10 protein-coding genes and 4 pseudogenes are annotated in these 21,545 nt (G+C 60.2%); 8 read left to right on the top strand and 6 right to left on the bottom strand.

Annotation, left to right across the window (positions count from 1 at the left end; genetic code table 11):
* Positions 1–15: 15 nt before the first annotated feature.
* Positions 16–300 (bottom strand): annotated as a pseudogene (locus E5P3_RS35565) (phage integrase N-terminal SAM-like domain-containing protein); the annotation flags it as partial.
* 217 nt (positions 301–517) lie between these two features.
* Here E5P3_RS35565 and qacG2 point away from each other — a divergent pair.
* From qacG2 to E5P3_RS35525, 8 genes and pseudogenes are all read left to right on the top strand, one after another.
* Positions 518–850 (top strand): quaternary ammonium compound efflux SMR transporter QacG2, encoded by a 333-nt coding sequence (gene qacG2, locus E5P3_RS35560; protein WP_162572169.1) that lies wholly within the window; start codon positions 518–520, stop codon positions 848–850.
* A 309-nt stretch (positions 851–1,159) separates the two neighbouring features.
* Complete coding sequence (locus E5P3_RS35555) at positions 1,160–1,720, top strand: recombinase family protein (protein ID WP_108499742.1); 561 nt, start codon at positions 1,160–1,162, stop codon at positions 1,718–1,720.
* 2 nt (positions 1,721–1,722) lie between these two features.
* Positions 1,723–4,692: pseudogene (locus E5P3_RS35550) on the top strand (Tn3 family transposase).
* A gap of 324 nt (positions 4,693–5,016) precedes the next feature.
* On the top strand, positions 5,017–5,181 hold the full coding sequence (locus tag E5P3_RS35545) for a DUF3150 domain-containing protein (protein WP_162572161.1): 165 nt from the start codon (positions 5,017–5,019) through the stop codon (positions 5,179–5,181).
* Positions 5,182–5,295: 114 nt separating this feature from the next.
* Positions 5,296–8,211 carry a Tn3-like element IS1071 family transposase gene (locus tag E5P3_RS35540; RefSeq protein WP_003158660.1) on the top strand — a complete coding sequence of 972 codons (2,916 nt, stop codon included), beginning with the start codon at positions 5,296–5,298 and terminating at the stop codon, positions 8,209–8,211.
* A gap of 123 nt (positions 8,212–8,334) precedes the next feature.
* Positions 8,335–9,456 (top strand): annotated as a pseudogene (locus E5P3_RS35535) (IS91 family transposase); the annotation flags it as partial.
* An 853-nt stretch (positions 9,457–10,309) separates the two neighbouring features.
* The gene (locus tag E5P3_RS35530; RefSeq protein ID WP_162572159.1) at positions 10,310–11,248 is read left to right on the top strand and encodes a helix-turn-helix transcriptional regulator; all 939 of its coding nucleotides are present in this window, start codon (positions 10,310–10,312) and stop codon (positions 11,246–11,248) included.
* A gap of 86 nt (positions 11,249–11,334) precedes the next feature.
* Entirely contained in the window at positions 11,335–12,762 is a 1,428-nt protein-coding gene (locus E5P3_RS35525; RefSeq protein ID WP_162590688.1) for an amidase, read from the top strand.
* A gap of 851 nt (positions 12,763–13,613) precedes the next feature.
* On the opposite strand, the pseudogene E5P3_RS35520 reads toward E5P3_RS35525, so the two are convergent.
* The 5 genes and pseudogenes from E5P3_RS35520 to trfA form a co-directional block, all read right to left on the bottom strand.
* Positions 13,614–14,735, bottom strand: a pseudogene (locus E5P3_RS35520) (IS91 family transposase); the annotation flags it as partial.
* A 123-nt stretch (positions 14,736–14,858) separates the two neighbouring features.
* Positions 14,859–17,774 carry a Tn3-like element IS1071 family transposase gene (locus E5P3_RS35515; RefSeq protein WP_162590687.1) on the bottom strand — a complete coding sequence of 972 codons (2,916 nt, stop codon included), beginning with the start codon at positions 17,772–17,774 and terminating at the stop codon, positions 14,859–14,861.
* Between the two features lie 147 nt (positions 17,775–17,921).
* Positions 17,922–18,950 carry a DNA adenine methylase gene (locus E5P3_RS35510; RefSeq protein WP_162572157.1) on the bottom strand — a complete coding sequence of 343 codons (1,029 nt, stop codon included), beginning with the start codon at positions 18,948–18,950 and terminating at the stop codon, positions 17,922–17,924.
* A gap of 99 nt (positions 18,951–19,049) precedes the next feature.
* Positions 19,050–20,156, bottom strand: a complete 1,107-nt coding sequence (locus E5P3_RS35505) for a NotI family restriction endonuclease (RefSeq protein WP_162572156.1) — start codon at positions 20,154–20,156, stop codon at positions 19,050–19,052.
* A 368-nt stretch (positions 20,157–20,524) separates the two neighbouring features.
* Positions 20,525–21,394, bottom strand: coding sequence for a plasmid replication initiator TrfA (trfA, locus tag E5P3_RS35500; protein ID WP_015063508.1), 870 nt, complete (start codon positions 21,392–21,394; stop codon positions 20,525–20,527).
* Positions 21,395–21,545: the final 151 nt, after the last annotated feature.

Raw genomic sequence — 21,545 nt, 5'->3', positions numbered from 1 at the left:
ATTTTGAATCGGCGCCAACACGTTGAGCGCCTGCCGGTGGGTGGCCGGCGCCACTTGCTTCTCGGTGGCGAGCATGGTCAGAAAACCCTCGACTTCAGCTTGCCCCATTTCGCGCGGATGTCGAAACCCACCATGGCTGCGGGCCGTCCACAACACAAATGCCTTGGCCCAGTAGACATAAGCCTTCTCGGTCTGTAGGCTGTAATGCAGGTAGCGAACCCGTTCGCGCACCTGATCGAGCAGCTTGATGGATCGGGGAGGGACCCAGTCAGGTTTGTCATTTCTGTTATACCTGTTCATGCATCCAGTATGATGCTTTACAGAATTGATTTCAAACACTTTTTTTGGGTGCCGTGCGACATTGTTTAACGACCACGGTTGTGGGTATCCGGTGTTTGGTCAGATAAACCATAAGTTAGATGCTTTGCTGTGCGCACAAATTTCGGCCAGCAACAAGACTGTTTGTTTTCTTAAATCGAACCTAAAATTTCTTCGCGGAACTCCATGGAGAAATATTTTGAAAAATTGGTTATTTCTGGCTACGGCCATTATTTCTGAGGTCATTGCAACCTCTGCGCTCAAGTCTAGTGAGGGCTTTACTAGGTTAGTACCGTCTTTTATCGTCGTAGCGGGATACGCTGCTGCTTTTTATTTCCTGTCGCTGACACTCAAATCGATTCCTGTTGGAATCGCCTACGCAGTTTGGTCGGGCCTCGGGATCGTCTTGGTCACTGCGATTGCATGGGTTTTGCATGGTCAAAAACTAGATATGTGGGGATTTGTTGGTGTCGGCTTCATTATCAGCGGCGTTGCTGTGCTCAACTTGCTATCTAAGGCAAGTGTTCACTAAAACGGTCGCATCTAACCATTCCGTCGAGAGGGACCGCCCACAAGCTGCGCTTGCGGGTTCCCTTCGCGGCTTCGCCGCTACGGCGGCCCCTCACGTCAAACGTTGAGCGACTGCTTACCCGTTTGACGGTCGGCCGCTCCTGGCCGGGAGCCGAAACCCAGAGTTGGGGCGTCAACCTGATCTATACCCTATCCTGATGTCAGGAGAAGCCACCCAGCAACGTCAGAATAGAGTTAACTTTTGTGTTTCTTGACACCTGCGGCGAAAGGTCATAGATTTCTTCCTGACACTTTCGTATTTGGAGGTATCTTGCAGGGTCAACGCATCGGCTACGTCCGGGTCAGCAGCTTCGACCAGAACCCGGAGCGGCAACTGGAGCATGTCGAAGTCGGCAGGGTGTTCACCGACAAGGCGTCGGGCAAGGACACCCAGCGGCCCGAGCTTGATTCGCTGCTGGCCTTCGTGCGCGAAGGCGACACCGTGGTGGTTCACAGCATGGATCGCTTGGCGCGCAACCTCGATGACTTGCGCCGCCTCGTACAAAAGCTGACCAAGCGCGGCGTGCGCATCGAGTTCGTCAAGGAAAGCCTGACCTTCACCGGCGAGGATTCACCGATGGCGAACCTGATGCTGTCGGTCATGGGGGCGTTCGCCGAATTCGAGCGGGCCTTGATCCGCGAGCGGCAGAGGGAAGGCATCGCGCTCGCCAGACAGCGCGGAGCCTACCGGGGCCGCAAGAAAGCGCTGTCGCCAGAACAGGTAGCCGAGCTGCGGCAGCGGGCCGCCGCCGGCGAACAAAAAGCGAAGCTGGCACGTGAATTTGGTGTCAGCCGGGAGACCCTGTATCAATACTTGAGATTGGATCAATAAATATGCCTCGTCGTTCCATACTGTCCGCCGCCGAGCGGGAAAGCCTGCTGGCGTTGCCGGACACCAAGGACGACCTAATTCGACATTACACGTTCAGCGATACCGATCTCTCCATTATCCGGCAGCGGCGCGGGCCTGCGAATCGCTTGGGCTTTGCCGTCCAGCTCTGCTACCTGCGCTTTCCCGGAATCTTCCTTGGTGTCGATCAGGCGCCGTCTTTGCCCCTACTGAAACTGGTCGCCGACCAGCTCAAGGTCGGCGTCGAAAGCTGGGACGACTACGGGCAGCGGGAGCAGACCCGGCGCGAGCACCTGGTCGAACTGCAAACGGTGTTCGGCTTCCAGCCGTTCACGATGAGCCACTACCGGCAGGCCGTGCACACGCTGACCGAGCTGGCCATGCAAACCGACAAAGGCATCGTGCTGGCCAGTGCACTGATTGAGCATCTGCGGCGGCAGTCGATCATCCTGCCCGCACTCAACGCCATTGAGCGCGCCAGTGCCGAGGCCATTACCCGCGCCAACCGGCGTATCTACGAAGCGCTGTCCGAACCATTGTCGAACGGGCACAGGCATCGCCTCGACGATTTGCTGAAACGCCGCGACAACGGCAAGACGACCTGGCTGGCCTGGCTGCGCCAGTCGCCCGCCAAACCGAACTCGCGCCACATGCTCGAACACATTGAGCGCCTCAAAGCCTGGTAGGCGCTCGATCTGCCGCCCGGCAGCGAGCGGTTGGTTCACCAGAATCGCTTGCTCAAGATCGCCCGTGAGGGCGGCCAGATGACGCCTGCCGACCTGTCCAAGTTCGAGCCGCAACGGCGCTACGCCACTCTCGTGGCGCTGGCCATCGAGGGCATGGCTACGGTCACCGACGAAATCATCGACCTGCACGACCGCATCCTGGGCAAGCTGTTCAACGCCGCCAAAAACAAACATCAGCAGCAGTTCCAGGCATCCGGCAAGGCTATCAACGCCAAGGTGCGCCTGTACGGGCGCATTGGGCAGGCGCTGATCGACGCCAAGCAGTCGGGCCGCGACCCGTTCGCTGCCATCGAGGCCGTCATGTCCTGGGATGCCTTCGCCGAGAGCGTCACTGAGGCGCAAAAGCTCGCGCAGCCCGATGACTTCGATTTCCTGCACCGTATCGGCGAGAGCTACGCCACCTTGCGCCGCTACGCGCCGGAATTCCTCGACGTGCTCAAGCTGCGAGCCGCGCCCGCCGCCAAGGACGTGCTGGACGCCATCGAGGTGCTGCGCGGCATGAACACCGACAACGCCCGCAAAGTGCCTGCCGATGCCCCGACCGACTTCATCAAGCCGCGCTGGCAGAAGCTGGTGATGACTGACGCGGGTATCGACCGGCGCTACTACGAGCTGTGCGCGCTGTCCGAGCTGAAGAACTCGCTGCGCTCGGGCGACATCTGGGTGCAGGGATCGCGCCAGTTCAAGGACTTCGAGGACTACCTGGTGCCGCCCGCGAAGTTCGCCAGCCTCAAGCAGTCCAGCGCATTGCCGCTGGCCGTGGCCACCGACTGCGACCAGTACCTGCACGACCGCCTGACGCTGCTTGAAGCGCAGCTTGCCACGGTCAACCGCATGGCAGCGGCCAACGACCTGCCGAATGCGATCATCACCGAGTCGGGCCTGAAGATCACGCCGCTGGATGCGGCGGTACCCGACACCGCGCAGGCGCTGATCGACCAGACAGCCATGATCCTGCCACACGTCAAGATCACCGAACTGCTGCTCGAAGTCGATGAGTGGACGGGCTTCACCCGCCACTTCACGCACCTGAAATCGGGCGATCTGGCCAAGGACAAAAATCTGCTGTTGACCACCATCCTGGCCGACGCGATCAACCTGGGCCTGACCAAGATGGCCGAGTCCTGCCCCGGCACGACCTACGCCAAGCTCGCCTGGCTACAAGCCTGGCATACCCGCGACGAAACCTATTCGACAGCGCTGGCCGAGTTGGTGAACGCCCAATTCCGGCATCCCTTCGCCGAACACTGGGGCGACGGCACCACGTCATCGTCGGACGGCCAGAACTTCCGAACCGGGAGCAAGGCCGAGAGTACCGGTCACATCAACCCGAAATATGGCAGCAGCCCTGGGCGAACCTTCTACACCCATATATCCGACCAGTACGCGCCGTTCCACACCAAGGTGGTCAATGTCGGCGTGCGCGACTCGACCTATGTACTTGACGGCCTGCTGTACCACGAGTCCGACCTGCGCATCGAGGAACACTACACCGACACGGCAGGCTTCACCGATCACGTCTTTGCCCTGATGCATCTCCTGGGCTTCCGCTTTGCGCCGCGCATCCGTGACCTGGGCGACACCAAGCTGTTCATCCCCAAGGGGGATACCGCCTATGACGCGCTCAAACCGATGATTAGCAGCGACAGGCTGAACATCAAGGCTATTCGTGCCCACTGGGATGAAATTCTGCGGCTGGCCACCTCGATCAAGCAGGGCACGGTGACAGCCTCGCTGATGCTTCGGAAACTCGGCAGCTATCCGCGCCAGAACGGCTTAGCCGTCGCCCTGCGCGAGCTGGGGCGCATCGAACGCACGCTGTTCATCCTGGACTGGTTGCAAAGCGTGGAGCTGCGCCGCCGCGTCCACGCCGGACTCAACAAGGGCGAAGCGCGCAACGCGCTGGCCCGCGCCGTATTCTTCAATCGGCTGGGCGAAATCCGCGACCGCAGCTTCGAGCAGCAGCGCTACCGGGCCAGCGGCCTCAACCTGGTCACGGCGGCCGTCGTGTTGTGGAACACGGTCTATTTGGAGCGCGCAGCACATGCGTTGCGTGGCAACGGGCATGCTGTCGATGACACGCTATTGCAATACCTGTCGCCGCTCGGCTGGGAGCACATCAACCTGACCGGCGATTACCTCTGGCGCAGCAGCGCAAAGATCGGCGCGGGCAAGTTCAGGCCGCTACGACCGTTGCAACCGGCTTAGCGTGCTTTATTTTCCGTTTTCTGAGATGACCCCTGATAGTGCCCCTTGGCCAGGCGGTCGATGTGAAGGGTGAGGCTCAGTGCGTGCGTTGCGGGCATGGTGGAGTAACCAGGTGGTGTGCTTGGGCGGGGTAGGGCGACGTGGCTTTATGTTGCCACAGGCCTGGTCCGGTTCGATTGCGGGGCCCGAGTCCTTCCCCTAAGATCGGCTCGTTCGGTTCTTCCGTCCGCAGGTCTTAGCGCTTGCATTTAACTGTCAACCCCAGCGGGAATTCACATTCCCGCAAGGGGTAGTGGGTTCCCGCTCCTCTTTTGGAGTACCCACATGAACGCACCCGCCGTTCTCAACATCAAACAGACGCAAGCCAACGGCATCGTCTGTGTCTCTCTGGACATCCACCTCTGGTCTGGCCGCAAGCGTCTCCGCAAGGAAAACTTGCTGGCCAAGAACCCGGAGCTGGGGTCTCCTCGTTTTCAGTGCAATAAGTGACGGTACGCAAAGCTAGCACTGGCGCGGGGGTGGTCTGGGTAGACCGTTGATTTCATTGACTTTCCTGTTCGCTTTGTAAACGGGTATGGTGGCCTCCCACTTTTGAGGTTCACGATGCAGGGTTGGCACACAACGTTTTTGGGGATGCGTGGGCTCCCCCGCGATATCAGCGACTTCGAGATGAAGGCATTTTTCACCTTCGATGGTGCCGAGCGCGACGCAATCAATGCACGCCGAGGTGATTCCCACAAGCTTGGTCTGGCGCTCCATATTGGTTTCCTGCGCATGAGTGGGCGTTTGCTCGGTGCCTTTCGGGTAATTCCAGTAGCCTTGTGGCGCCACCTTGGCAACGAGCTTGGCATTGCAGCACCAGAAGTCGCCTCGCTGAGAGCCATGTATGAACGCGGGCGCACGCTATTCGATCACCAACAAGTAGCCTGCACGGTCCTTGGATTCCAGTGGATGAGCGAGCACCAGCGCCGCTCACTGGTACGTGAACTGCGCGACGAAGTGGCGCGCTGCGCCGACCGCGATCAGCTACTCGTGCGGGCGCGTCAATGGCTGTACAAGAACAAGCTGGTGATCGTGCACGAGCGGGCAATTCGGACACTGATTGCGGCGGCACTTGCCCAGCTTGAAGTTGAAACAGGCACCGCCATCGCCGCCAGCGTTGATCCAGCAACACTTGATCGCTGGCGAGCCTCAGTTTCAGAGCTGCGCCCAGATGGACAAACCCAGCAGAGTTGGCTATGGGCTGCACCGGCGAAACACTCAACCCGCCAAATCAGCGAGGTACTGGAGCGCATCGACCTGCTTTACACGCTGGACGTTCATAAGCACCTGGCAGACATCCCCGATCTCATCTTGCGCCGCTACGCGCGCCGACTTGTCTCCAGGCCGCCCTCAGCCGGAGCCAAGATCAAAGAGCCAGCGCGCACCGTGGAGGTCGCATGCTTTCTTCGGTATTGCCTGTTCACCACCACAGACCAGTTGATCCTTATGGTGCAGCGCCGGATCGCCGATCTGTGGCGTCAGGCTGCCGCCGATGTCCCCGCTACCGTCAATTGGGCCGCAATGTACAAAACGCTGCTCGGCGAACTTGTTGCCTTGAGCGCGCAAGGTGCGGTGCCAGATGCTGAGTTGCGTGCCCGTCTTGAAGCCTTGATCACCGAAACCCAGAAACGCAAACCACCGAGCAGGGCCTCCCTGGTCCGCGAGGGATTGATTGATGGAATTCGCCCCGTGCGGTCGTTGCTCGTCGCCATTGCAAAGCTGCCCTGGCAGGCCACCGGCGAGCATCCTGCCATCGAGTACCTTGCCAAGCTGCAAGCTTTATATCTCAAAGGATCCAGAAAGCTGCCAGTTGAAGTGGTGGCACCAAGTCTGGGAATGATCTGGCAGGTTTCGATCTCCAGCCCAGACCGGGAACGGGCGTTTCAGGCGTTGGAGGTGGCCACCCTGTTTGCCCTGCGCCGCGCGGTGCGCAATGGCTCGGTCTGGATTGAGCACAGCCTGAGCTTTCGGGGTCGTGCGCGCTTGTTCTTCACGGACGAGCGTTGGCAGGCAGAGTCCAAGAAACACTATGCCCGTCTATCGTTACCCAGCAAGGCTGCCACTTTCTTGAAGCCTTTGCTGGCCAGAGTAACTGCCGGTGTCGATGCGGTGGCCGCTGCAGCCCGCAGTGGCGTACTGCGCGTGGATGATGAACTCCATTTGTCGCCATTGCCCGCAGAGGACGAAGACCCAGAAGTGACCAAGCTGCGCGCGGCTTTGGATCACCGCATCGGTGAGGTTCAATTGCCGGAAGTGATTCTGGCCGTTGACGCCCAGGTGCGCTTTAGCTGGATCATGCTCGGACGTGAGCCGCGCTCTACCGACGAGCTGCTGATGGTCTATGCCGGCATCATGGCCCACGGCACCAGTCTGACTGCGGTCGAATGCGCGCGCATGATTCCGCAATTGTCTGCCACCAGCATTCGCCAGGCCATGCGCTGGGCGCGGGACGAACGGCGTCTGAGCCAGGCCTGCCAGGCTGTGCTGGAATTCATGCAGCGACACCCGATTGCCGCCACCTGGGGGCGGTCCGATTTGGCATCTTCTGACATGATGACCATGGAGACCACCAAACGGGTGTGGCAAGCCCGGCTTGATCCTCGGCGCAACACACCTTCCATTGGAATCTACTCCCATGTAAAAGACCGGTGGGGCATCTTCCATGCGCAGCCCTTTGTGCTCAATGAGCGCCAGGCGGGCGTGGCCATTGAAGGTGTCATCCGCCAAGAAAAGCTGGAGACCAGCCAGCTTGCTGTGGATACCCATGGCTACACCGACTTTGCCATGTCACATGCCCGTTTGCTTGGTTTTGATCTTTGCCCGCGGTTGAAGGAACTCAAACAGCGCCACCTCTTTGTGCCACGCGGCACCAAAGTGCCCGCAGAAATCGCTGCGGTGTGCGAAGCCAATGTCGACGTCGCTTTGATCGAAAAGCATTGGGATAGTCTGGTGCACCTGGCAGCCTCGGTCATGAGCGGACATGCCAGTGCGGTGGCAGCTCTTGCGCGGTTCGGTTCTGCCGCCCAGGGCGATCCAATCTATGAGGCTGGCGTGCAATTGGGGCGGTTGCTGCGTACGGCGTTTTTGGCTGACTACTTTGTCAAGGACGCTTTCAGGAACGAGTTGCGCCGGGTGCTCAATCGGGGCGAGGCTGTTAACGCCCTCAAGCGCGCCATTTATACCGGCCGGATCAGCCCGGCGCAGGCCAAACGTGTCGATGAAATGCAGGCTGTGGCCGATGCGTTGAGCCTGATGGCCAACATCGTGATGGCGTGGAATACCTCACAGATGCAGGCGGTCCTGGATCGCTGGTCGAACCGCCGCCAGGTCATTCCACCGGAACTGATCGGGAAGATTGCGCCCACCAGGCTGGAGAGCATCAACTTGCGGGGTGTGTTTCGCTTCCCGGTTGACCGCTATGCTGACCAAATCCTGCCTTCGCGGCCAAATGCATCGATAACTGGCACCAATGGATGAAACCGACCACGGTTTGACGCCACGAATCGCAGATTTGAAAGTGAACAGGAAAGTCAATGAAATCAACGATCTACCAACACCACCTCCGCGCCAGTGCTAGCTTTTCGTACCGTCACTTATTGCACTGAAAACGAGGAGACCCCGATTAGCGCCATCGAGCGCTGCCGCACGTCCGCGCTGGGTGGTCACGTCGAGCAGTGCGACGCCTGCGGGCACCAGCGCATCGCTTTCAACAGTTGCCGCAACAGGCACTGTCCGAAGTGCCAGTCGCTGGTGCGCGCCCAGTGGCTGCAGGACCGGCAGGCCGAACTGCTGCCGGTCGAGTACTTTCACATCGTCTTCACCGTACCGCAGGAGATTGCCGCCATCGCGTACCAGAACAAGGCCGTGGTGTACGACATCCTGTTTCACGCCACCTCTGAGACGCTGCGCACCATCGCCGCCGACCCCAAACATCTCGGAGCCGAGATCGGCTTCATCACCATCCTGCATACCTGGGGCCAGAACTTGCTGCATCACCCGCATCTGCACTGCGTCGTGCCCGGCGGTGGGGTGGCCCCGGACGGCAAGCGCTGGATCGCCTGCCGAGCGGGCTTCTTCCTGCCGGTGCGGGTGCTGTCGCGGCTGTTTCGCCGCCTGTTCCTGACACAGTTGCGCAGCGCCTTCGACAACGGGGAACTGCGCTTCTTCAACGGCCTGGCTGCGCTACAGGATTGCGATGCCTTCGCCAGCTACCTGGCGCCCGCAACCCAGGCCGAGTGGGTGGTCTACGCCAAGCCACCTTTCGGCGGGCCCGAGCAGGTCCTGAACTACCTCGGGCGCTACACCCATCGCGTGGCGATCTCCAACAACCGCCTGGTCGACTTCGCCGATGGCGAGGTGGCCTTTGCGTGGAAGGACTACCGCCACGAATCGCGCCACAAGGTCATGCGCCTGGATGCCCAGGAGTTCGTCCGCCGCTTCCTGCTGCATGTCCTGCCCCCTGGATTCCAGCGCATCCGCCACTATGGGCTCCTGGCCAACCGCTATCGCGAGACCAAGCTCGACCACTGTCGCCAGCTGCTGGCGGCACCCGCACCGGTCGTGGAGTTGCCCGATGCACCGCTGGACTATCGGGACCGCTATCAGCGCCTGACTGGCGTGTCTCTGCGCGACTGCCAGCATTGCGGTCGTGGCCAGATGGTGCGAATCGAATCCTTTCTGCCGGGAACCTTGCCGCGCGGTCCGCCGCCCATCCCCTCATGAACACAAGCCCGGCCTTCACCCCATGCGCTTCCAGATCCGTGTCGCGAAGCGATAGGTGTCCCTTTGCATGCTCACGCCCATCAATGGCGAGAGCCTCTCGCCACGCCCTCGTGGCAGCGCCAATGCACACGCCGCAGCCCCCCGTTCTTCGGTGCCAGCTCAACCCAGCGCTGCAATTTCCTCAGCCTTGCGCACCTGCGCCTCGCGCTTGGACAAGTCGGTGCTGATTCAATCCCCATAGCGCACCACCACCTGGACGGCGGTTTAGTTCAACGGGATCTTTAGCCTACCGGCTGCGGAACAGGCGTCGCGGGGTTGATCAGCGTCTGCGCGCCGCAGCCGCCAGGCTAAAGACTCTCTGCATTATGCACAGCTGTACATAAAGGCTGACTGCAGCCGGTCAGGTTTTGCAGCCCAATGACAGTCGCCGCCGAAACCTGCCATTCGTCATCCTGCGAGGCGCCCAACCGCTGTAAATTCGGCAGCGGCCACTCATCAGCGATGGGCTATTGCCTGCCATGCGTTGCCCTGCCAATGTCAGATGTTGTCATCGCCCAGACCTGACCCCGAGTGAGTACGTCAAAAAGAGGTCGGGTCAACAAGCCGGAAGCCGTCCAACTCCAGTTTGAAAGTGTCCGGATATGGGGGAGACGTCACAACTTCGAACTGGAAGATGATAATTGTCTACAGAAGCGGTTGAAGTCCAGTACATTGATACGCGTGCTACTCCTTTCCATTCTTAAGCAACGGGGGCCAGCTGTTGACCTGCAGCATTCGAACCTTTTCGACCTACCTCAATGATGTCGATCGACTTCTAGAGGAAATGCCCCCGCTTTCTGCTCTGGATGGGTGCGTGAGGCGGCTGGCTAAGGTGCTGGGCTTTGATTCGGCCTGGTATGGGTTCCTGGGCTGGGAGACTTCAAGCGCGGGCAATGGCGTGCCGTCAAACTCAAGCAATACCGGCCCGGTGATGCATGGCACGGCTGCGCTGAACCTGCCGGGTGACTTCTATCAAACATGGCAGGCGATGAGCCACGAAGATCTGTTGCTTGATCAGATTCGCAAGGCCCCGAGACGAGTTGCCACGTACCTGCGAAGTCAAGCCGTGCAGACGGACGGGATGATGGCGATGGTGGATCGGTATGGCATCGGGTCCATCGCCACAGCCACCCAGATACGAACGGATCATCAAGGCTCATTGTTCTTGGCCTGTTTGCGCCATGGGGGATCGTCCGTGCGCCGCTGGCACAACGGAGAACGCGATTTTCTGTACGCATCGGTTGAGGTGTTGGACCGACAAATCCGCCAACGGGCAGACGTGACTGCCGCGACTAGCGGTGAGGGTGTTGAGCTGCTGGTCTCCGCTGCCGGGCACTGCGTCTTTGGCGGTGCCGGGTTGCTTGCCTTGGGAATGGATGCTGAGGGCCCCGTCCGCGATAAGTTGCAGGCAGCCATCCGAACGGCACTGACGCGCACCGGTCGACTCGTGGCTGATGATTTGGGACTGGTCATCACCGCGAAGCCAGCCAAAGTCGACGACGGCGCTGGACTTCGGAGAGTGCACGTCAGACCCCTGTCACCGGTCAGTCGGTTAAGCCCGCGCGAAGCGGAAGTGGCAGCACTCTTGACCCAAGGCCTCAGCCATAAACACGTCGCGCGCCATCTGGGTATTTCCCCGGCTACGGTGCGCAATCAGACGAGCCAAATCTACGACAAGCTGGGCGTCCACAACCGAGCGACGCTGGCCTCCGTCCTTGCTTCGGCCAGCCCCGACCGATCTTCGCCACCATAGGTCATTTGCATCATTCAAAAGATTGACGCTTTGCTGCAAGCTCTCTTTGCCCTGAAGTGACAGGACATAAATAAGGAGCTTGAGACATGGACTTGAAGGACTACAGCGCACATGACGCCACTGGATTGGCCGATTTGGTCAGAGCCGGAGAAGTGAGCGGAGCAGAACTCACCGACTGTGCCAACCGCGCAATCGATTCGGTAAACGGTTCAATCAATGCCGTTGTCCGCAGGCTGGACCCTCCAGTGATGGGCGACAGCGAGGGCGCTTTTGCTGGCGTGCCATTTTTGGTCAAGGACCAGGTTCTGGCGGTAGGCGGCGTGCCGCAAATGATGGGCACCCGCATGCTGGCCAAGGGCGAGTTCATTCCTCCGGCAGACAGTGAACTGTTCACGCGCTTTCGCAAGGCGGGCCTCAACACCATCGGGATCACAGCAACGCCCGAGTTCGGCTTCAACGCCACCACCGAGTCGGTTCTTCACGGGCCCACCCGCAACCCCTACAACCTCGATCGCTCTTCTGGCGGCTCTTCAGGGGGTTCAGCGGCCGCTGTAGCGGCTGGCATTGTGCCCGTGGCGCATGCCAACGATGCCGCAGGTTCCATACGGATTCCAGCGGCCTCTTGCGGCCTGATCGGATTGAAACCATCTCGGGGCCGAACGCCTCTTGGCCCTTACCACGGGATGCTAGTGCTCGGTATGGCCTGCGAATTCGCCGTGACCCGAACGGTACGCGATTGCGCGGCATTGCTCGATGCTGTCGCAGGCCCCGACATCGGCGCGACCCAAGGCATCGCCTTGCCAACCCAGTCCTACGTGCGCGCGATTGCTTCCGACACCCGGCCACTGAAAGTAGCGTTGGTGCGGCAGTGGCCCAAGGCGCCGGCGGTGGAGCGGCAAATCGACGAGGCGCTGCAGCGCACCGCCCGCTTGTTGGAGGCCCAGGGGCATGTGATTGAGGAAACGGCGCCTGTCTATGACGTTGATGCTTTCATGCGCGCGAATTTTTCGGCGTGGATGTCTTTCCTTGCGGTGGGGGTCAATGGGTTGAAAGCCGCTATGGGCCGTGAACCTGGGCCAGATGTGCTTGAGGCAGTGACGCTGGCCTGCGCGCAGGCGGGCAACGCATTGACGGCGATGGACATCGAGGATGTGTTTGCCGTGATGAACACCATGTCCCGAAGTCTCGGCGTATTTCTCACGCGCTACGACATCATCTTGATGCCCGCCTTGAAACGCACGCCACTGCCCCTTGGGTACCTGGATCAAAACGATGCGAGTCTCGACGCTCATGGCTGGTACGACCGGCTCTTCGATGCGATTCCTTTCACGGCGCAGTTCAACATGACCGGACTGCCAGCGCTAACCTTGCCAGCAGGCATGCATGACGAGATGCCCGTCCCCATTCAAATGGTGGCGGGAATGGGGCGTGAAGATGTTTTGCTTCAGGTCGCTCGTGACCTTGAACGATTGCAGCCTTGGCGAGCATTCAGGCCCAAAGTGTTCGCTCAATAAAAGTGGATTCTTCAAACCTGCTCAACTCAAGCCTTTGACGTTCCCGGGAAACCTCAAACAAAGTTAAAACACCGGGGGTCAGATGTTGGTATCCGTTCTCGGTCTTCGCACTGGCATTTTTGAATGTGGCGAACCCTGAGGAAATCAATATGCGCTACCCATAAGGTTCCTGTGCGGACGCTAGGACAGGTGTAGACTTCTGGAAGGTGGGCTTCACCCGCTTCGCTAAACAGTTTTCAACTTCCAGTTCAAAGATACTCATAGTCCATGGATGCCTTGAGATCGATAGCACCTGTTGGGCCTTGGGGGCGTCGTCGTTCGAGACAAAGCGCAGTAGCGACATTTCCCCAAAGTCGGCCGTATCTAAAACTGGACATAGGGCCTCAGAGGCTGCGTATCCCTCCGATGGCGGCTTGGGTACAAAGAGCGAGAAGTCATGGCGCTCCCGCAACCAGCAGCAACCGCTGCTTATGGAAAGCTCTCCATAATGCAGAGAGTCTTTAGCCTGGCGGCTGCGGCGCGCAGACGCTGATCAACCCCGCGACGCCTGTTCCGCAGCCGGTAGGCTAAAGATCCCGTTGAACTAAACCGCCGTCCAGGTGGTGGTGCGCTATGGGGATTGAATCAGCACCGACTTGTCCAAGCGCGAGGCGCAGGTGCGCAAGGCTGAGGAAATTGCAGCGCTGGGTTGAGCTGGCACCGAAGAACGGGGGGCTGCGGCGTGTGCATTGGCGCTGCCACGAGGGCGTGGCGAGAGGCTCTCGCCATTGATGGGCGTGAGCATGCAAAGGGACACCTATCGCTTCGCGACACGGATCTGGAAGCGCATGGGGTGAAGGCCGGGCTTGTGTTCATGAGGGGATGGGCGGCGGACCGCGCGGCAAGGTTCCCGGCAGAAAGGATTCGATTCGCACCATCTGGCCACGACCGCAATGCTGGCAGTCGCGCAGAGACACGCCAGTCAGGCGCTGATAGCGGTCCCGATAGTCCAGCGGTGCATCGGGCAACTCCACGACCGGTGCGGGTGCCGCCAGCAGCTGGCGACAGTGGTCGAGCTTGGTCTCGCGATAGCGGTTGGCCAGGAGCCCATAGTGGCGGATGCGCTGGAATCCAGGGGGCAGGACATGCAGCAGGAAGCGGCGGACGAACTCCTGGGCATCCAGGCGCATGACCTTGTGGCGCGATTCGTGGCGGTAGTCCTTCCACGCAAAGGCCACCTCGCCATCGGCGAAGTCGACCAGGCGGTTGTTGGAGATCGCCACGCGATGGGTGTAGCGCCCGAGGTAGTTCAGGACCTGCTCGGGCCCGCCGAAAGGTGGCTTGGCGTAGACCACCCACTCGGCCTGGGTTGCGGGCGCCAGGTAGCTGGCGAAGGCATCGCAATCCTGTAGCGCAGCCAGGCCGTTGAAGAAGCGCAGTTCCCCGTTGTCGAAGGCGCTGCGCAACTGTGTCAGGAACAGGCGGCGAAACAGCCGCGACAGCACCCGCACCGGCAGGAAGAAGCCCGCTCGGCAGGCGATCCAGCGCTTGCCGTCCGGGGCCACCCCACCGCCGGGCACGACGCAGTGCAGATGCGGGTGATGCAGCAAGTTCTGGCCCCAGGTATGCAGGATGGTGATGAAGCCGATCTCGGCTCCGAGATGTTTGGGGTCGGCGGCGATGGTGCGCAGCGTCTCAGAGGTGGCGTGAAACAGGATGTCGTACACCACGGCCTTGTTCTGGTACGCGATGGCGGCAATCTCCTGCGGTACGGTGAAGACGATGTGAAAGTACTCGACCGGCAGCAGTTCGGCCTGCCGGTCCTGCAGCCACTGGGCGCGCACCAGCGACTGGCACTTCGGACAGTGCCTGTTGCGGCAACTGTTGAAAGCGATGCGCTGGTGCCCGCAGGCGTCGCACTGCTCGACGTGACCACCCAGCGCGGACGTGCGGCAGCGCTCGATGGCGCTAATCGGGGTCTCCTCGTTTTCAGTGCAATAAGTGACGGTACGAAAAGCTAGCACTGGCGCGGAGGTGGTGTTGGTAGATCGTTGATTTCATTGACTTTCCTGTTCACTTTCAAATCTGCGATTCGTGGCGTCAAACCGTGGTCGGTTTCATCCATTGGTGCCAGTTATCGATGCATTTGGCCGCGAAGGCAGGATTTGGTCAGCATAGCGGTCAACCGGGAAGCGAAACACACCCCGCAAGTTGATGCTCTCCAGCCTGGTGGGCGCAATCTTCCCGATCAGTTCCGGTGGAATGACCTGGCGGCGGTTCGACCAGCGATCCAGGACCGCCTGCATCTGTGAGGTATTCCACGCCATCACGATGTTGGCCATCAGGCTCAACGCATCGGCCACAGCCTGCATTTCATCGACACGTTTGGCCTGCGCCGGGCTGATCCGGCCGGTATAAATGGCGCGCTTGAGGGCGTTAACAGCCTCGCCCCGATTGAGCACCCGGCGCAACTCGTTCCTGAAAGCGTCCTTGACAAAGTAGTCAGCCAAAAACGCCGTACGCAGCAACCGCCCCAATTGCACGCCAGCCTCATAGATTGGATCGCCCTGGGCGGCAGAACCGAACCGCGCAAGAGCTGCCACCGCACTGGCATGTCCGCTCATGACCGAGGCTGCCAGGTGCACCAGACTATCCCAATGCTTTTCGATCAAAGCGACGTCGACATTGGCTTCGCACACCGCAGCGATTTCTGCGGGCACTTTGGTGCCGCGTGGCACAAAGAGGTGGCGCTGTTTGAGTTCCTTCAACCGCGGGCAAAGATCAAAACCAAGCAAACGGGCATGTGACATGGCAAAGTCGGTGTAGCCATGGGTATCCACAGCAAGCTGGCTGGTCTCCAGCTTTTCTTGGCGGATGACACCTTCAATGGCCACGCCCGCCTGGCGCTCATTGAGCACAAAGGGCTGCGCATGGAAGATGCCCCACCGGTCTTTTACATGGGAGTAGATTCCAATGGAAGGTGTGTTGCGCCGAGGATCAAGCCGGGCTTGCCACACCCGTTTGGTGGTCTCCATGGTCATCATGTCAGAAGATGCCAAATCGGACCGCCCCCAGGTGGCGGCAATCGGGTGTCGCTGCATGAATTCCAGCACAGCCTGGCAGGCCTGGCTCAGACGCCGTTCGTCCCGCGCCCAGCGCATGGCCTGGCGAATGCTGGTGGCAGACAATTGCGGAATCATGCGCGCGCATTCGACCGCAGTCAGACTGGTGCCGTGGGCCATGATGCCGGCATAGACCATCAGCAGCTCGTCGGTAGAGCGCGGCTCACGTCCGAGCATGATCCAGCTAAAGCGCACCTGGGCGTCAACGGCCAGAATCACTTCCGGCAATTGAACCTCACCGATGCGGTGATCCAAAGCCGCGCGCAGCTTGGTCACTTCTGGGTCTTCGTCCTCTGCGGGCAATGGCGACAAATGGAGTTCATCATCCACGCGCAGTACGCCACTGCGGGCTGCAGCGGCCACCGCATCGACACCGGCAGTTACTCTGGCCAGCAAAGGCTTCAAGAAAGTGGCAGCCTTGCTGGGTAACGATAGACGGGCATAGTGTTTCTTGGACTCTGCCTGCCAACGCTCGTCCGTGAAGAACAAGCGCGCACGACCCCGAAAGCTCAGGCTGTGCTCAATCCAGACCGAGCCATTGCGCACCGCGCGGCGCAGGGCAAACAGGGTGGCCACCTCCAACGCCTGAAACGCCCGTTCCCGGTCTGGGCTGGAGATCGAAACCTGCCAGATCATTCCCAGACTTGGTGCCACCACTTCAACTGGCAGCTTTCTGGATCCTTTGAGATATAAAGCTTGCAGCTTGGCAAGGTACTCGATGGCAGGATGCTCGCCGGTGGCCTGCCAGGGCAGCTTTGCAATGGCGACGAGCAACGACCGCACGGGGCGAATTCCATCAATCAATCCCTCGCGGACCAGGGAGGCCCTGCTCGGTGGTTTGCGTTTCTGGGTTTCGGTGATCAAGGCTTCAAGACGGGCACGCAACTCAGCATCTGGCACCGCACCTTGCGCGCTCAAGGCAACAAGTTCGCCGAGCAGCGTTTTGTACATTGCGGCCCAATTGACGGTAGCGGGGACATCGGCGGCAGCCTGACGCCACAGATCGGCGATCCGGCGCTGCACCATAAGGATCAACTGGTCTGTGGTGGTGAACAGGCAATACCGAAGAAAGCATGCGACCTCCACGGTGCGCGCTGGCTCTTTGATCTTGGCTCCGGCTGAGGGCGGCCTGGAGACAAGTCGGCGCGCGTAGCGGCGCAAGATGAGATCGGGGATGTCTGCCAGGTGCTTATGAACGTCCAGCGTGTAAAGCAGGTCGATGCGCTCCAGTACCTCGCTGATTTGGCGGGTTGAGTGTTTCGCCGGTGCAGCCCATAGCCAACTCTGCTGGGTTTGTCCATCTGGGCGCAGCTCTGAAACTGAGGCTCGCCAGCGATCAAGTGTTGCTGGATCAACGCTGGCGGCGATGGCGGTGCCTGTTTCAACTTCAAGCTGGGCAAGTGCCGCCGCAATCAGTGTCCGAATTGCCCGCTCGTGCACGATCACCAGCTTGTTCTTGTACAGCCATTGACGCGCCCGCACGAGTAGCTGATCGCGGTCGGCGCAGCGCGCCACTTCGTCGCGCAGTTCACGTACCAGTGAGCGGCGCTGGTGCTCGCTCATCCACTGGAATCCAAGGACCGTGCAGGCTACTTGTTGGTGATCGAATAGCGTGCGCCCGCGTTCATACATGGCTCTCAGCGAGGCGACTTCTGGTGCTGCAATGCCAAGCTCGTTGCCAAGGTGGCGCCACAAGGCTACTGGAATTACCCGAAAGGCACCGAGCAAACGCCCACTCATGCGCAGGAAACCAATATGGAGCGCCAGACCAAGCTTGTGGGAATCACCTCGGCGTGCATTGATTGCGTCGCGCTCGGCACCATCGAAGGTGAAAAATGCCTTCATCTCGAAGTCGCTGATATCGCGGGGGAGCCCACGCATCCACAAAAACGTTGTGTGCCAACCCTGCATCGTGAACCTCAAAAGTGGGAGGCCACCATACCCGTTTACAAAGCGAACAGGAAAGTCAATGAAATCAACGGTCTACCCAGACCACCCCCGCGCCAGTGCTAGCTTTGCGTACCGTCACTTATTGCACTGAAAACGAGGAGACCCCAACTAGGGCTTCAAGATCAACAGCTCGCGGATGACTTCATGGTGGGTGTTCTTCATCGGCACCGGCTCAACGCGGAAGCCGTGACGCTCTGCCATCGAGCGCACTTCGGGCGCGTCGTCATAGGTCAGCATCACTGAACCACGCACCGAGGCCATGAGCGCGAACAGCCCTTCATGGTCGATTTCGTTGTGGGTGTAGAGCCGTGCCCCGGCCTTCTTGCCGCCTGCGGTGTACGGCGGATCAACGAAGAAGAACGCATTGGCATCATCAGCGTAGCGCTGCACCACCTCGAAGGCGTCGGCCTGCTCGAAGGTGATCCGATCGCGCATGGCCTGCAAGGCTTCGATGCGACGGGCCAGCGTTTCGGGATACCAGCGCGAATTGAGGCCGCGCCCGGCCTCTCCGGTCTTAACGAGGCCAGCGCCTGCGGCCATGATGCCGCCGCGCTGCATCCGGTTTTTGACGATGGTTCGGAAGGCCCGGCCGCGAATGCTCTTGGGGTTGCCGTCGAGGATCTCCCGGACGTTCTCAAGGTTCACATCGAAGTCGATGATCTGCTTGCAAAGCCACTTCACGTCAGCGGGCTTGCCGTGGAAGATGGTTTGCCAGACAGCGGCCACATCGTCGTCCAGTTCGCCCAGAAAGACGTGTTCGGCCAAACCCTCAGCGGCGGCCGACAGGCCCGCCATTGCTCCACCCGCGAAGGGTTCCACAAACACCGATGGCGTGATCTTGGATGCCGTCAGCCACTTGCGCACCTCTGGGACAAGCCACGTCTTGCCGCCCGGATAGCGGAACGGACTGAGCTGGCGAACCTGCGCAACGTTCGTCGGGGCTTTCTTGTCGTGGAGTTGTTCAACCAGTGAGGCCAGCGCCTGCGCTTTGTCGGGGTCAACGAAGTGATGCCGCAGCCCTTCAAGGGCCGGTTTGCATTCGCTGTGAACCAGTACCGTGGCGCGGGTGACGCCTTGCTCTTTCAGGCGTTCGATGCGGCGGTTCTGCCGTTGTAATGCAGTGGCGTCGGTTGTCATTGTTATTTTCTCCGTGAACATTCACGGAGCGTAACAAGGACGTATAGGCGCGTCAAGACCCGTGAATGTTCACGGTCTTGTCAAACAAGCAACTTGTGGTCATTTTGCGGCGTCGGAGCCGTTGCCGTTCTCAAGCGGCAGACCGTCCTCGACCGGCTCAGTGATGGGCACCGGGTGAACGATCTTGTCAGTGATGCGAGTCTCAAACACCGGCAGAGGAACCGGCTTGCCACCCGTCAGCCCTTCCACCGAGCGCTCAAGCGTGGTGTAGCGGACTTCATCCCGCACGATGCGCGTGCGCTTCTGGCCTTCGACCTCTTCAAAGCGGACGATAAACCATGCAATGTCAGCATTGGATATGTCGGCCACGTTGTCCATCTCACCGATGGAATCGAAGAAGGCGCGATCAACGACCACGGCCATCTTCTTGCCCCAACGGCGCAGCGTGGGGACTTTGATTTGAAGCTGCGGCATCAAGCGCTTGGGGCCGCTGCTGCGGTAGTCCGGGCGACGACGACCGGCCGGGAAAATGACCCAATCCACGGCGTCATCGTTGAAGGCTTCAAACTCGCCCTTCATGGCGTTACCGCTGAAATAGACGGCCTGAATCTCAAGGGCAGCCCAATTCATCGGGGCTTCCTTGGGCGTCTTGGAGCTGACCAGAACCATGTCGATTCGGCCCACGTCATCGCCGCCTTCGCTGTCGGTCGATGCCCCGGCTTCGAGGAAGCCGACTTCACCGACCAGCAGCGGGTCAGGGTCGCCAAGGATGGTTTCGCCTACCCACTTGAACACGTCGAGTTCATCGTGGAAGCGATAGGGGCAGGTGGCGCGGAGGTCGCCTTGCTTGCCCTCAACAGGGACACCGACCGCCCGGCCGTTGTCTGGGTGTGTGTTGTAGGAGTAGAGCCGGAGCGAACACACCCCGCCATCCTTGGAGCAGACAGCGCCTGTTTTGCGCGCCTGAAAGGGGCAGGGTTGTGGGGTTCGCTCTTTCTTCGGCTTGAGGACTTCGGCGGCAAGCTGGCGGCGTTCCTCCCCGGAAAGCTGCGTCAGATTGAAGCCGAACCACTCCCCGATCCCGAATCGTGGCGTTATGTCTTTTGGTTTTTTTGCCATAACCTTATAACGTAACACATTGGACAGTTGCGTGCCGAGGGGTAAAGCAAACAGTCGTCCGCAGTTTTGTGCGGCAGTCGAGGGCAACCTGGAAACCTGCCGTTTAAGTGCGGCGCCAGTCGGGTTGATCGTTGGAAGTCACACCTGGCCCCCGGGCAGGGATCGGTCGGCCTTGGATGGCCGCTTGCGGCGGTCGTATGGCCCGCTGGCGGGCCTGTAGCCCAGCGGCGAGGGGCATGGGCCCGGTGAGCGTCGGAAAGGCGCTGGAAGCCCGCAGGGGTCGAGACGCGGAACGTGGCTCGATGCGCAGCACGACATAGCCGGTTTTCGCGCCCGCGAAAATTCCCCGTCCCTGGCTTGGCCCCTCAAGTGTCTGCATGCCGCCGCTGCGCCCCTCATCTGTCAATGAAAAACGGGAGCCTAGGCCCCCGTTCTCTGTCGCATGTCCACCTGGTCTACCGCTGGCAGTAGATCGAGTCACCCTGCACCCATGACAGCTTGATAAGCCCGCTCTGGCTCAACTCTTCGCACGCCTGGCCGGTCTGCTCGCGCCACTTCTTGAGCCTGGCGGAATCGGACCCGCACATCAGCCTGAACGTCTCCAGCTTCAAGGGGAACGGTTCCTTGTGAGAGACGAAGTAATCGAACATGCGCCGGGCAGTAGGGGACAGCTCGCGGTACTTTTCCCACACGAATTTCGAGTAATGATCGCCGGCAAAAAGCACTACCATTTCCTCGTCGATTTCGACCTGGCAGCGCGACGTTTTCTTGCCGCGATCCAGCACGCGGAAGCGATGGATCAGGGACACCGATTCAAGCCGGCCGATCCGGCCTGAACTGAACTGCATGGCGGTCGCCTGCAGGCGCGTCAGGCACTCTTCGGCCTTGTCGTAGTACCGGCCGTTGATCGCCCAGCCCAGGTCTGTGCAAAGCTCGTAGAACGTGAAGGAAACGGGCGTACCGACCGGCGAACGCTTCGCGTATTCAAGAACCTGCTGCCAAACCAGCTCGTCGTCATCGGCCCGCAGCTCGATCCCGGTATAGGTGATGAGCACGTCCTTATTGACGTGAAAAATTACGTGTTGCTGCCGCACCTCACGCGGGGTCTTCTTGTTCCTGGTCGTGAAGAGCGCAGCACGCGCCAGGTCGTTCGGCATCGCCCGCATGTCGTCGCCCCAGGGCGCGAGGTCGAACAGCGAAAGCTGCATTGCCTTAATCTGCTCTTTCGTGTGCTTGAGCAAAGCGGCCTGCTTGACTTCGCTCACCTTGTCGGCGGTCTTCTCGACGGCAGTTTTTCGTTTCGGCGCTGGGGCGGGTGCGGACATTGAGGTTCCTCCGAATGAAAATTACGCCACGGCAAATGCCAACGGCGGGTGATTCGGCGACGTAACTCCTGCCGTCGCTCGACGCATCGGTATCAAAACGGCCGATTGGACGCCAGGGGCGGGGATCACATCGGCTCTGCAGCTCGATGTA

Origin of the sequence: Variovorax sp. RA8 (assembly GCF_901827175.1) — a bacterium.
Lineage (GTDB): Bacteria > Pseudomonadota > Gammaproteobacteria > Burkholderiales > Burkholderiaceae_C > Variovorax.
Note: the sequence above shows the minus strand (reverse complement) of the source record. Positions and strands in the feature narration are given on the sequence as shown.